Raw genomic sequence first — 13,046 nt, 5'->3', positions numbered from 1 at the left:
AAGCTGATCTGCAAAGAAAAAGCCGACCGCAAGGTCGGCTTTTTCTTTGCAGATCAGCTTGGTGGGCCCGCCAAGGCAAGGCTGTCGCTGAGTAGCGCAGCCAAATCCTGCGCTGGCGGGTCGGCGTCCTCGCGCAGCCGGATCGCGAACTCGGCGATGGGAACCGACGGCAGGCCAAATTCGCGCGGCGCCTCGACGATGCCGGAATGGGCAAAGCGCGCCGTCCGCAGCGTCAGAGCAATGCCGGCGTTCACCGCCGTGCGCAGCCCGGCCAGGCTGGCGCTGCCGGCGGCGATCCGGTAGCGGCGGCCTGTCGTGTCGAGTGCCGCGATCGCCGCGTCACGAAAGCCGCACTGCGGATCGAGCAGCGCCAGCGGCAGCTGGTCCTGGCGTGTGGCCAAGCCTCTTTGCGAACACAGCCACATCATCGGCTCGCGGAGCACGCCGACTTCGTCCGGCGCCGGAGCCTGCCGCATGGCGATCATCAGATCGAGGATGCCGGTTTGCAGCGCGTGCGCCAATTCGGCGGAGCGGCCGACGCGCAGTTCGATCCTGACGCGCGGGTGGCTCGCGGCAAAGGTCCTGAGCAGTTCCGGCAGGCCGCTGTCGGCGAAATCCTGTGTCGTGCCTATGGCCACGCGCCCATCGGCTCGCACGCCCTTGAGAGCCAGCCACGCCTCGCGATGCACAGCAAGAATGCGCCGCGCATGGCCGACCAGATCTTCGCCCGCCGGTGTAAGGCCGCGGCCTCTTCCCTGCGGCACCAGAAGCGGTTCGCCGACAATATCCTCGAGCCGCTGCATCTGCGTGGTCACCGCCGACGCCGAGCGACCAACGATCGATGCCGCCTTAGCAAGCGAGCCGCCGTCGACGAAGGCGAGAAACGTTTTGAGGAGATCGGGGTCGAGCGCCTGCATAATTCAGTTATATCGAACTCTAAATCCAAAACAATTCGATTTTTTTGACGCTGCAGCCGTGACATGGTTTTCCCAGCGGCGCGAGACGCCCCTCAGGAGAAAAGAAATGCCGATCATCAATGTCACCGGCAGGCCCGATGCCGCTCTGTCCGCCGCCATCGCCAGGGAGGTGACCGAGCTGACCGCCACGCATCTGCGCAAGGACCCCACCATCACCGCGGTCGCCATATCTTATCTCGACCCGCAGCACTGGTTCGCCGGCGGCAAGTCGCTGGCCGAGCATGGCGCCAACACGTTCTGGCTCGATATCAAGGTGGTCGACGGCACCAACACCAAGCTCGAACTGGAAGCCTATCTCAAGGCGATCTTCGCCGCCTTTGGCCGCTTGCTGGGTGAGATGCACGAAGAAAGCTACGCCTTCGTGCACGAAGTGCCGGCCGCCGCCTATGGCTACGGCGGCAAGACACAGGAATTCCGCTTCATCAGCGGGAGGTTGAAAGCGACGTGAGGGCGCCTATCCCTCCTTGCGGCGAGGGATAGGCGCAGACGTTCGTCTCACGGCTGAAACGGGCAATACCCGCAACGGTGCGTTGATCATGACACGCAGCAGTTGTCGCCGAGACGGCAAAAGCACGACGCACGAATGTCGACGTCGGCCCGCGACATCGCCAGATCGAGGCGAGGTTGAATGGCGTCGGCCTCTTCGTGCCGGCCAAGCCGATGCAGGGCTTCGACATAGCCGTGCAGGCCCCAGACGTTGTCGGGGTGCCGCGAGATCCGTCTGTAGCCACGATCCATTCCCAGATCCGCCTCATACACCTGCGCCGCTTCTCGGGTGTGGCCCTGTTCGAGGAGTAAGGCCCCAAGTGCGTGCCGCGTCGGCTGCATCCAGCCCCAAGGCTCGTCATAGGGAAGGCCGTCGTCCCGCGCCACTGCGGCGCGGAGATGCGCGAAGGCCGCTTCGTGATCGCCCTTCCGATACGCAATCTCGCCTCGAAGCATCTCCGCGGCGACCGCCAGAATGTCGACGTAGCGGTAATTGAAGAACATGCGCGTTTCCGGAACGCGGGCGAACGCCTCCTCGAAGCGGCGCTGCTCCGCTTCGGCCACGGCTGTTTGTCCGAGTGCGGCATGGGCAATGCGCGCCAGACCGCCGTGGTCGCCCGGTAGAGGTCTGGATCGTCGGGAAGCGGTTCGTCCAGGATCTCCTGCCATTTGCCGAACCGCACCAGCACGTGCGCTTTCATGGGCATATAGCCTTCCAGCCAGTCGGCCATCGGCGGCGTTGCCTGTCGCAGCAGCGCTTCCGGGATTGTGGCAAGCATTTCGTTGGCTGCGTCCAGGGCGGGACGGTACTGGCCGAGGAACATCGCCGCATCGAGCTTGAAATGATAGTCGTGACATCGCGAAAGGGTATAGAAGTTGAAGGGACCCTCCCGCTCCAGATACTTGCGGTCGGCTTCGATCGCCCGCTCGTTGGCGACTAGCGCTGCGTGATAGTCGCCGCAGAGAATGTCGATGTGCGAGGGCATGTGCCGCAAATGGCCGGCGTCCGGCACGAGATCGCGAAGAGTATCGGCCGGGCGCAGTGCCTGTTCGGGATGCGGCGATATCTCCATGGCGTGAATATAGAGATGGATGAGGCCGGGGTGCGCGACCTCGCGCTCATCCGATAGGCGTAGGCTTTGTTCCAGTACCGCCACGACTTCGACTGTATCGGCGCCCTCAGCGGGTTCGCCGCTCTCGAGGTTCCACAACTGCCAGGGCGTGCGGTCCATCAACGCCTCAGCGAAGAGCGCGGCGACGTCGGGATCGTCCGGAAACGCTGCGTAGACTTTCCGCATCGCGCCCGCATAGGCGTCGCTCCAGGCGCGCAGGTCTTCGTTATCCGCCACGTGATCCGACTGGTAGCGGCGCTCCAGCCCCCGTATCAGCGCCTTCTCCACCGGTGCCGCACCGTCGGCGAGCGCTAGCGCATCCTCCGTCGCGCGACGCGCCTCGACCAGCGTCTGCTTGAGGTCCTCCTCGTTGAAGTCGGCCCACGGCTTGTTGTAATACGGGCCGAGGGCAAAGGCGATGCCCCAATGAGCCATGGCGCAGCCGGGATCACATTCGGCCGCTTTGCGGAAACACTTGACCGCCTCTTCATGGTTGAATGCGTAACGCCAGATGAGGCCGCGGTCGAACCAGACCTGAGCCTCGGACGAGCTTGTCGTCACCGGCCGGCTGTATCGACCGAGGTTATAATAGTCGTGCATCGCACCCCCCAACGGACAAATAGCGGCAACGTATATGCCCTACTCCGGGCAAGCCTGTGTAGGCGTGGTGCCGAATGCGGCGGCAGTATCTGTAGTTGCGCCGGAGTCGGGCACGGCGGGCGGCGAGAAGAAAGGACCTCCGCATTGACGTTGAGCCCACTTCGTCTAGGTTCTCATTGAAGCGGTCGGGAAAGAACCGCGACGTGAGAATCTGTTGGGAGAGACGCGGCATGACCCTGACACTGGCGCTGCTTGCGGGCCTCGTCGCGGCTTGGCTGCTGATCGGTGTGGTGGAAAAATTCCGCCTCGGCCTACGCTTCACCCAGGCGCTGCTCTATGTGCCGTTCAAGCTCGCCTACCGGGTCGTCGATGATCGCATCAGGATCGCCCGCAAAGCAGCTGTTCCGGTCATCTACGTCATTTCGCACCAGTCGCGCTTCGAACCGGCGCTGATGCTGTCGCTGCTGCCGGAAGACACGCTGCATATCCTCGACCAGGCCTCTGCCAAGTCGCCCTGGCTCGAACCATGGCGCGAGCTTGGCCGCACCATCGCCTTCAATGCCGAGCACGTCTTCGTCAGCCGTCGGCTGGTGCGAGTGCTGAAGGGCAAGGGCCGCCTTGCCGTCTATCTGCCGGATGCGGTCGAGCCTGATATCAAGACATTTCGCCTGTTTCGCGCCGTCACCCGCATCGCCATGCAGGCCGACGCCCGCATCGTGCCGATCTTCGTCGCCGGCGCGCGCACTCTGCCGGTATCGCTGACGCCGGCGGACAAGGCGCCGCGGCGCTGGTTTCCCCGCCTGTCGATCAGCGTGCTGGAGCCGATGACCATCACCGAGCTGGTGGCGCGAAACGCTGATCAGTCCTCGAACACCAATGCGCTGTTCGACCGTTTCGCCGAAGCCCGGCTTTTCGGCAGCGATCTTAATCGCGGCCTGTTCCTCGCCATGCGCGACGCCGCCGACCGTGTCGGCGCCTCGCATCCTATCGTCGAAGACGTGATCAGCGGCGCACTGAGCTACAGAAAGCTGTTCATCGGCGCGCGGGTGCTCGGCCGCCGCTTCGAGGCTGTGACGGCGCCGGGCGAAGCGGTTGGACTGCTGCTGCCCAACACCAATGGCGTCGTGCTGTCGCTCATTGGCCTGCTGTCGGCGAGCCGGGTGGCGGCGATGATCAACTATACCGCAGGCCCGGCCAGCGTCACCGCCGCTGTGCGCACGGCGGAGATCCGCACCGTGGTCTCGTCGCGCGCCTTTGTCGACAAGGCCAGCCTCGCAGACATCGTCGCGGCGGTGGAAGGAGGCGGCGCCAAGCTGCTGTGGCTGGAGGATGTGCGCACCAGCGTGACCGTGCTGGACAAGCTCGCCGCCGCCTTGCTGTGGCGCTGGCCGCTGCAGCCGCAGAATGCAGCCAAGCCGGCGGTGATCCTGTTCACCTCCGGCTCGGAAGGCACGCCCAAGGCCGTGGTGCTGTCGCACCGGAACCTTCTCGCCAACGCCATGCAGGCCGAAGCCCGCATCACCATCTCGCCGGCCGATATCCTGCTCAACGTGCTGCCGGTGTTCCACTCGTTCGGATTGACGGGCGGCACCATCCTGCCTCTGGTCACCGGAGTAAAACTGTTCCTCTATCCCTCGCCGCTCCATTACAAACTGATCCCTGAGGTCGCACGCAATGCAAGGCCGACCGTCATGTTCGGCACCGACACGTTCCTCGCCAATTATGCGCGCACCGCCAAGGACGGCGATTTCTCCAGCCTGCGCTTCATTGTCGCCGGCGCCGAGGCGGTGAAACCGGAGACACGCCGCGTTTACCGGGAGCGCTTCCAGGCCGAGATCATCGAGGGTTTCGGCTTGACCGAGGCAGCGCCCGTCGTTGCCGTCAATACAGCCATCCACGGCCGTGACGGCACGGTCGGGCGGCTGTTGCCGGCCATGCGCATGAAACTCGAACCGATCGAGGGCATTAGCGGCGCCGGACGGTTGTGGCTCGATGGGCCAAACCTGATGATGGGCTACATGACATCAGATCGGCCCGGCGAATTGCAGCCGCTCGACGGCTGGCATGATACCGGCGACATCGTTTCGGTCGACCGCGAGGGTTTCCTCACCATTCGCGGCCGGGCCAAGCGCTTTGCCAAAATCGCCGGCGAGATGGTGTCGCTGGGTGCCGTCGAGATGCTGGTGCAGTCGCTATGGCCGGAAGAGCACCATGCCGTGGTGGCGGTGCCGGACAGGCGCCGCGGTGAACGCATCGTGCTGGTCACCACCGCCAATGACGCCAACCCCGACGAATTGCGCAAATTCGGCAAACAGGCAGGTGCCGCCGAACTGATGGTGCCGAACGACATCGTCAAGGTCGAGGAAATCCCGGTGCTGGGTTCGGGCAAGACCGACTATGTCTCGACCCGCAAACTGGCGATCGACCGGCTGGGGCTCAGCGCGGCAGCTTAAGGGCTAGAGGGCCACCACCGACAACAGCAGGATGACGCCGACCGCCATCATCAGCAGGCCCGGCCAATTCTGCGACAGGCCGAGGAAGCCGAGGCCGCGCCGCCGCGGCTCAAGTGTCGGGCCTGGCGTTGCGAGATTTGGCGTCGAGCGATCCGGCGCCGCGCGAACAGGCGCCGGATCACTGAGCCGCCCGCGCCCTAGGGCTGCGCCAGCCATGTACACAACGCCAGCGACAATGAGCAACGCACCGATGAGGACGACAACCATTTCTTCTCCTCGCACTTCTTCAGGTGCCGCGCCTAGCGCAGCAGCTTGAGAGGTCGACGGCGAGGCGTTTCGCGAGGTCGCGGACCTCGCCCGCTGAGACAGAACGGTCAAGATGCCGGCAGGTTCCCGCTAGAGCGGGATGCGTTCAAATTGAACTGGGCATCCCGCTCCGTCTATTTGTTTAGCCGCATTTCTGCGACGCCAAGTGATCCACTTGGCTGCAAAATGCTCCAGATAACCTTCGGAGCGAATTGGCGATACGTCTGTCAGCCGATGTCTGAAGGCGGCACCTTCTCGCCTTCGCGCTTGGCGCGCCTCGAATAGGCGCGGATGCTGAACGGCAGAAAGATCAGATAGCCGGCGACCGACGCCGTCAGCGTGTACCAGGGGTAGGTCATCAACAGCAGTATATAGAGGACGACGCCGAGGATGATCGGCAGCACCCTGTCGCCCGGGACTTTCAGGCTCTTGCCGGAATACACCGGCAGCCGGCTGACCAGCAGGAAGGCAACCAGAATGGTGAAACCGGTGGCAATGAAGGCGGCAGTGCGGGATGGCTCCAGGCCTAGCCGCAGGAAGGACAGATAGAGCGGCAGCATCACCAGCACGGCGCCCGCCGGCGCCGGCACGCCGACGAAATATTCGGTCTGCCAGACCGGCCGGTCCGTGTCCTCGTCAAGCACATTGAAGCGGGCAAGCCGGAGTCCGCAGGCGATGGCGAACAGGAGCGCGGCGATCCAGCCCGGCGAGCCGGCTTGGTCGAGCAGGAAGGCATAGAGCACCAGCGCGGGTGCAACGCCGAAATTGACGATATCGGCCAGCGAATCCATCTGCGCGCCGAATTTGGACGTCGCCTTCAGCATCCGAGCCAGGCGGCCATCGATGCCGTCGAGGAAGGCGGCGAGCAGCACCATCACCACCGCCGGCTCGAAGCGGCCTTCGAAGCCAAAGCGGATGCCGGACAGGCCGGCGCAGATGGCGAGCACGGTGACAAGGTTGGGCAGCACCATGCGCATCGGGATTTCATGGATGCGCGGACCGCCGCTGCCATGTGCCTCGAACTTCTTGAACGGCGCGCCCACGGCTCAGGACACCCGCACGAGCGGCGTTGCGGCAATGCCGCCGAATTCGGCCAGTATGGTTTCACCGCCAACCGCGGTCTGGCCGACGGCGACACGCGGCGTCGCGGTCGACGGCAGGAACACGTCGACGCGCGAGCCGAAGCGGATCAGCCCGAAGCGCTCGCCGATGCCGATCGTGCCGCCGGTCTCGGCCCAGCAGACGATGCGCCGCGCCACCAGGCCGGCGATCTGCACCGCGGCTACCGTGCCGTTGGGACTATCTATGACCAGCCCGTTGCGCTCGTTGTCGGCACTCGCCTTGTCGAGCGCGGCGTTGAGGAATTGGCCCGGCCGATGCTCGATCCTTGTGATGCGGCCGCGCACAGGGGCGCGGTTCACATGGCAGGAGAAAACATCCATGAACACCGAGATACGGGTCATTTCACCACCGCCGAGGCCAAGTTCGCGCGGCGGCGCGGCCGGGCCGACCGCAGTGATGATGCCGTCGGCCGGACTCACCACCAGCCGGTCGTCGACAGGCGTGACGCGCTCGGGATCGCGGAAGAAATAGACGCACCATGCGGTCAGCATGAGGCAGACCCAGAACAGGATCGAAGAGAAATAGCCGAGGAAAAGCGTCACCGCGGCGAATGCCGCGATGAACGGATAGCCTTCGCGATGGATCGGAACGAACGTTTTCTTGATCGTGTCGACGAGGTCCATGGGTTGGAAACAGCCCTAGTTTCAGGTCCGGCCTCAATAGCGGAAAGCCCCCGTGGCCGCAACGCGGCAATGAGGGCTGGCCGGCTTGGCTAGGTCCCGTCAGCGTTTGTCGACCGCAGGCGTTGGAGGGACCCAATGAGCCTGTCCGAAAAAACCGTGACTGTTGTCGGGGCGACCCGGCCTCACTCGTCCTTGGAGATACGGTGCCTTTATCGAAGCGGCCGCCGAACCACAGCTGGAGCTAACGAATGCCATCACAGAAATCAGCGGCCAAACAGGCGCACATCGTCATGAACGGCCTGGCCTTCGGCGAGTCGCCGCGCTGGCATGACGGCCGCCTGTGGTTTTGCAATTGGGGAACCGGAGAAATCATCGCCGTCGATGCCGACGGCAGCAGCGAGATCATGCTCACCGTGCCTGCCACCCTGCCCTATTCGATCGACTGGCTGCCGGACGGGCGCCTGCTCGTCGTCTGCGGGCGTGAAGGGCTGGTGCTGCGGCAAGAAGCAGACGGGAGGCTGGTCACGCACGCCGATCTGCGACACCTCTCAGAGAACCCTTGGAACGAGATCGTCGTCGACGGGCGAGGCAACATCTACGTCAATGGTGGCGGGCCGGCGCCGGCTCCCGGCCAGCATTTCGGCCCCGGCACTGTCGTGCTGATTGCGCCGGACGGGTCGGTGCGGCAGGTGGCGGACAAGATCGCCTTCGCCAATGGCATGGCGGTGACGCCTGACAACAAGACGTTGATCGTCGCCGAATCCCACGCCAACAGGCTGACCGCCTTCGACATCGCCGCCGATGGCAGCCTTGCCAACCGGCGGCGATGGGTCGACCTCGGCAACGGCTTTCCCGACGGCATCTGCCTCGATGCCGAGGGCGCCATCTGGTATGCCGACGTGCCCAACCGGCACTGCGTGCGCGTGAGAGAAGGCGGCGCAATGCTCGAGAGCGTCGACGCCGATCGCGGCTGCTTTGCCTGCATGCTCGGCGGCGCTGAAGGCAAGACGCTGTTCATCGTCGCCGCCGAATGGCGCGGCTTCGAATACATGATCAGCGATGCCCGCACCGGCCACTTGCTCAGCATCGAGGCTCCGGCACCGGGTGCCGGCTGGCCGTAGAGCCTACACGCCAGGAATCCGATGATAGTTGGCGATGTCGGCCCTGACGCCGAGCCGGGCTATCGTCTCCTGCGGGTTGAAGGCAATGTGCTCATGCGCGGCCTTGACGATCGGCACCACATTGTCGATGGCTGCCTGGCTTTCCCATTCGACAATGGTCACGAGGTTGAACTCCCCCGGCCCGGAGAATTGCTCGAGCAAGAAATCCTGAACGAAGCCTTTCTGCTGGCGCAACAATTCGTGCGTCATCCTGACCTTGGCGATGATTTCTTCGCGGGCTTCGCTAGGGACGACGAACTTGTCGACCCTGAACACGCTACCACTGCCATGTTGTTGATTTAGCTGTTCCATTTCCGCTCTCCGACCGCAAACAGGCGCACCGTGCCCCTTCGATCGGCGGTCTACGATCTCAACTTAGGTTGAGGTCAAGCGGAAAATTCAACTCATTCTCGACACCTCAATTCACCTCCGAGGGGCGGCGGCGGACGACGACGCCGAACTCATCGCTTTCGCGCGCTATGCGCAGCCGCTCCTCGGCCTCGGTCGCTTCGCGCTGGCGGTCCCACATCGACGCGTACAGACCGGCCTTGCGCATCAAGGCGGCATGCGTGCCGCGCTCAGCGATCTGGCCGTCCTGCAGCACGATGATCTCGTCGGCCGAAATTACCGTCGACAGCCGATGGGCGATGACGATGGTGGTGCGGCCCTGGCTGACGAGATCGAGCGCTGCCTGTATCTCCTGTTCGGTATGGCTGTCGAGCGCCGAGGTCGCCTCGTCGAGCATCAGGATCGGCGGCGCCTTCAGGATGGTGCGGGCGATCGCCACGCGCTGCTTCTCGCCGCCGGACAGTTTCAGCCCACGCTCGCCGACCATCGAACGGTAGCCGTCGGGCAGCCGCTCGATGAACGGCCCGATCTGAGCGAGTTCAGCCGCCTTGCGGACGTCCTCTTCGCTGGCATCGACGCGACCGTAGCGGATGTTGTAGGCGATGGTGTCGTTGAACAGCACGGTGTCCTGCGGCACCATGCCGATCGCAGCGCGCAGGCTCTCCTGGGTCACGTCGCGAATGTCCTGGCCATCGATCAGTATCTTGCCGCCCTGAATGTCGTAGAAGCGGAACAGGAGCCGCGAAATGGTCGATTTGCCGGCGCCCGACGGCCCGACAATGGCAACCGTTTTTCCGGCGGGCACCTCGAAGCTGATACCTTTCAGGATTTTACGGTTGGGATCGTAGGAAAAGTGCACGTCGCGGAACTCGACCTTGCCGGCGCCGACGACCAACGGCTTGGCACCCGGTCTGTCGACGATCTCCTGCGGCACATCGAGCAGATCGAACATCTGCTCGATGTCGGTCAGCCCCTGGCGGATTTCGCGATAGATGAAGCCGATGAAATTGAGCGGCACCGAAAGCTGCACCAGCATGGCGTTGATGAAGACGAAGTCGCCAACCGTCTGCGTGCCAGCCTGCACCTCCAGCGCCGAAAGGCACATGACGACGACCGTGCCGAGACCGAAGATGACGCCCTGGCCGAAGTTCAGCCAGCCGAGCGAGGTCCAGATCCTGGTGGCTGATATCTCGTAGCGCGCCATCGACCGGTCGAAGCGCTCGGCCTCCATGCTCTCGTTGTTGAAATATTTGACCGTCTCGAAATTGAGCAGCGAGTCGATCGCCTTGGTGCTGGCGTCGGTGTCGCTGTCGTTCATGTCGCGGCGAATGACGATGCGCCAATCGCTCGCCCTGATGGTGAACCAGATGTAGAGCCAGACCGTCACCGCCACCACAGCCACGTATTTCCAGCCATAGGTGACGGCGAAGATGCCGGCTGTCAGCGCGAATTCGAGAATGGTCGGCAAGGTGTTGAGCACGGTGAAGCGGACGATCGTCTCGATGCCCTTGGTGCCACGCTCGATGATGCGCGACAGGCCGCCGGTGCGCCGCTCGAGATGGAAGCGCAGCGACAGCTGATGCATATGGATGAAGGTGCGGAAGGCGAGTTGGCGCACCGCATATTGTCCGACTCGGGCAAACAGCGCGTCGCGCAATTGGTTGAAACCGAGCTGCACCAGCCGCACGACATTATAGGCGACGACCAGCATGACCGGCGCCAGCAGGAAGGTCGGCAATGGCGGCACCGACTTGGCGTCGCCGGCCAGCGCATCGGTGGCCCATTTGAAGAAATAGGGACCGGCAACCAGTGTCAGCTTAGCGACGACCAGAAGCACTGTCGCCCATGCCACCCGCGCCCTAAGGTCGGCACGGTCGGCCGGCCACATGTAGGGCCACAGATTGCGCAATGTCCTGAAGGTCGAGCCGGAATCGGCGGAGACGGTTTTTTCGGCCATTTCTATGCCTTTTCGTATTTCTTAGCGACCAGAGCAGCAGGAATTGACGAGCGCGGCCAGCGATGCAGAAACATCAGCTAGCGCATCGCCGTCGACCTGATAGCGCGAGCGTTGCCGGTCCGGTTCGTAGCGGACGAGCCCAGCGTCGACCAATATCTTCAAGTGCTGGGAGACAGTGGACTGTGCCAGGTCGAGATGGTCGACGACCTCCCGGCAGCAGCAGGAGCGGCTGGCCGAAAGATGTCTAAGGATCTCGATCCGCGCCGGGTGCGAAAGCGCGGCGAGCTTCGCGGCCACGGCGCGACTATCGGCGACGCCGCAGGTCTTCTCGATCAGGGGAGTATTCATCGTCTATCGGCGATAGGCGATGAACGAACTTTCCGCAAGAGCTCGGAAAGAAGAAAAGGTTTTCTAATCGGCCTTTTTCGGGGCCGTCGTCATCTGGTCGCCCATTGCCTTGAAGTCGGCGGCCTCGCCTTCCTTCGACGTTTCCGGGACCTTGAAGACCTGCCCCGGCCAGATGCGGTCGGGATTCCTGATCTGATCCTGATTGGCGAGGTAGATGGTCGAGTAGCGAACACCTTGGCCGTAGACCCGGCGCGAAATCCGCCACAGCGTATCGTGGCGGCGGATGATGACGGCGCTGTCGGCGTGTTCGAGTTTCGGCGCCGCGGTCTCGGGCACTTCAGCCGGGGGCGTCGCAGCCGCTGCATCGGCCGGAGCCTCGGCAGCAGAAGCCGCAGGCGTCGTCGCGTCAGCGGCCGCAGGCGGCGTGGCGGGGTCGGTTGCAGGCGCGGCCGGCTTCGCAACGGCGGCGACCGACTCGCCCGGCTCGCGCTCGAACGGCACGGCGGCACGGGCCACCACCTTGATCCCATCGGCATCGAGCGCGTCGACACGGATGGTGTAGGTGCCGACCGGAATGTTGCGCGTCGCCTCGACCAGGAAATGGCCGTCGGGTGATGTCTTCGCGTCGCCGAGCAAGATATCGTTGGCATAGGCGCGTACCTTGCGGCCGGGATCGGCGAGTCCGGCGACGAAGATCTTGCTGCCGTCGATCTCGATCGCTTCGACGACGATCTTGGGCCCTGCGGCTGGCGTTGCGGGTGCGACCGGCACTTCCGGAGCGGCGGGGGCGGCATCGACAGTGGCCGGTGCGGCTGGGGCCGGTGCCGCGGCAGCGGGGTCCTCGGCAGCCGGAGCGGCCGCCTTGTCGCCGGCAGGCGATTCAGGCTTCTTCTCGGGTGCAGGAACGGTGAGCAATTCGGAGGGCTTGCCGGGTTCTTCGATCATCGCCAGCACCTGGCCAGCAGGACTCTGGGGGATCGAGACGACGGCTGTCTGCACAGAGGGGGTCACGACATTGCCGGTCATTGACCGCAGCGCGATCGTGTAATCGCCGGGTTTCAGCGGATCGTCGAGAACGATGGCGAAAGCGCCATCGGCGCCGGCGACGGTCGAGCCGAGAACCGTCGAACCGTTGAGGATCTCGACCTTGGCGTTGGGTGCGGCATTGCCGGCGACGACGATAGAGCCTTTGATTTCAACCCGAACGATATCGAAGGTCGGCGCGATCGCATCGGCCGTGGCCGGCGCTGCCGGTGCCATCGCATCTGTGGCCGGCGCGGGCGGAGGCGGCCCATCGGTCCCTGGCTCGGCCGGCTTCTGGACCGGCGGCGTCAGCGATACCACTTCCGCCGGTGGCGTGCGATTGAGATACGGATCGAGCGCGCCCGACACATAGGCGGTTCCCGCCGCGGCGACGGAGCCGCCGGCGGCGAACAAAAACGCCTTCAATGGATTAATTGCCATATTTCCCTGCCCTTAGCCACCTAATGCCGGTCTAGCCTGTTTTGCCCATACCGACAAGAAAAACGGGCAGACAAGAAAAACGGGCAGACA

The 13,046-nt window shown here is 64.1% G+C and carries 12 protein-coding genes; 3 read left to right on the top strand and 9 right to left on the bottom strand.

Annotated features, from left to right (window positions below; all coding sequences use genetic code 11):
- Window positions 1–53: 53 nt before the first annotated feature.
- Window positions 54–917 (bottom strand): LysR substrate-binding domain-containing protein, encoded by an 864-nt coding sequence (locus tag EN885_RS29845; protein ID WP_095483180.1) that lies wholly within the window; start codon window positions 915–917, stop codon window positions 54–56.
- A 106-nt stretch (window positions 918–1,023) separates the two neighbouring features.
- Here EN885_RS29845 and EN885_RS29840 point away from each other — a divergent pair, with 106 nt between their 5' ends.
- Window positions 1,024–1,425, top strand: coding sequence for a 4-oxalocrotonate tautomerase family protein (locus tag EN885_RS29840; protein WP_128244191.1), 402 nt, complete (start codon window positions 1,024–1,026; stop codon window positions 1,423–1,425).
- Here EN885_RS29840 and EN885_RS29835 read toward each other — a convergent pair.
- Window positions 1,400–3,175 carry a tetratricopeptide repeat protein gene (locus EN885_RS29835; RefSeq protein ID WP_245493168.1) on the bottom strand — a complete coding sequence of 592 codons (1,776 nt, stop codon included), beginning with the start codon at window positions 3,173–3,175 and terminating at the stop codon, window positions 1,400–1,402. The two genes, EN885_RS29840 and EN885_RS29835, sit on opposite strands and share 26 nt — an antisense overlap.
- Window positions 3,176–3,405: 230 nt before the next feature.
- Between EN885_RS29835 and EN885_RS29830 the strand changes: the two genes are divergently transcribed.
- On the top strand, window positions 3,406–5,628 hold the full coding sequence (locus EN885_RS29830; protein WP_128244190.1) for an AMP-binding protein: 2,223 nt from the start codon (window positions 3,406–3,408) through the stop codon (window positions 5,626–5,628).
- A 3-nt stretch (window positions 5,629–5,631) separates the two neighbouring features.
- Here EN885_RS29830 and EN885_RS29825 read toward each other — a convergent pair whose 3' ends face one another.
- From EN885_RS29825 to EN885_RS29815, 3 genes are all read right to left on the bottom strand, one after another.
- A complete protein-coding gene (locus EN885_RS29825; RefSeq protein ID WP_095483177.1) occupies window positions 5,632–5,895 on the bottom strand; it encodes a hypothetical protein in 264 nt (87 codons plus the stop codon).
- Window positions 5,896–6,161: 266 nt separating this feature from the next.
- Entirely contained in the window at window positions 6,162–6,977 is an 816-nt protein-coding gene (pssA, locus tag EN885_RS29820) for a CDP-diacylglycerol--serine O-phosphatidyltransferase (protein ID WP_095483176.1), read from the bottom strand.
- A 3-nt stretch (window positions 6,978–6,980) separates the two neighbouring features.
- Complete coding sequence (locus EN885_RS29815; RefSeq protein WP_128244189.1) at window positions 6,981–7,679, bottom strand: phosphatidylserine decarboxylase; 699 nt, start codon at window positions 7,677–7,679, stop codon at window positions 6,981–6,983.
- A 248-nt stretch (window positions 7,680–7,927) separates the two neighbouring features.
- On the opposite strand from EN885_RS29815, the gene EN885_RS29810 reads away from it, so the two are divergent.
- Window positions 7,928–8,800, top strand: a complete 873-nt coding sequence (locus EN885_RS29810) for an SMP-30/gluconolactonase/LRE family protein (protein WP_128244188.1) — start codon at window positions 7,928–7,930, stop codon at window positions 8,798–8,800.
- A 3-nt stretch (window positions 8,801–8,803) separates the two neighbouring features.
- On the opposite strand, the gene EN885_RS29805 is transcribed toward EN885_RS29810, so the two are convergent.
- The 4 genes from EN885_RS29805 to EN885_RS29790 all read right to left on the bottom strand — a co-directional run bounded on the left by EN885_RS29805 (window position 8,804) and on the right by EN885_RS29790 (window position 12,956).
- Window positions 8,804–9,151 carry an antibiotic biosynthesis monooxygenase gene (locus EN885_RS29805; RefSeq protein ID WP_126107152.1) on the bottom strand — a complete coding sequence of 116 codons (348 nt, stop codon included), beginning with the start codon at window positions 9,149–9,151 and terminating at the stop codon, window positions 8,804–8,806.
- Window positions 9,152–9,257: 106 nt separating this feature from the next.
- Window positions 9,258–11,144, bottom strand: a complete 1,887-nt coding sequence (locus tag EN885_RS29800) for an ABC transporter ATP-binding protein/permease (protein ID WP_128244187.1) — start codon at window positions 11,142–11,144, stop codon at window positions 9,258–9,260.
- 21 nt (window positions 11,145–11,165) lie between these two features.
- Window positions 11,166–11,492: a metalloregulator ArsR/SmtB family transcription factor gene (locus EN885_RS29795; RefSeq protein ID WP_095483171.1), complete on the bottom strand. Its 327-nt coding sequence runs from the start codon at window positions 11,490–11,492 to the stop codon at window positions 11,166–11,168.
- 63 nt (window positions 11,493–11,555) lie between these two features.
- Window positions 11,556–12,956, bottom strand: coding sequence for a LysM peptidoglycan-binding domain-containing protein (locus EN885_RS29790; RefSeq protein ID WP_128244186.1), 1,401 nt, complete (start codon window positions 12,954–12,956; stop codon window positions 11,556–11,558).
- Window positions 12,957–13,046 lie beyond the last annotated feature (90 nt).

The sequence above is a fragment of the Mesorhizobium sp. M6A.T.Cr.TU.014.01.1.1 genome (assembly GCF_004022765.1).
GTDB lineage: Bacteria > Pseudomonadota > Alphaproteobacteria > Rhizobiales > Rhizobiaceae > Mesorhizobium > Mesorhizobium mediterraneum.
Note: the sequence above shows the minus strand (reverse complement) of the source record. Positions and strands in the feature narration are given on the sequence as shown.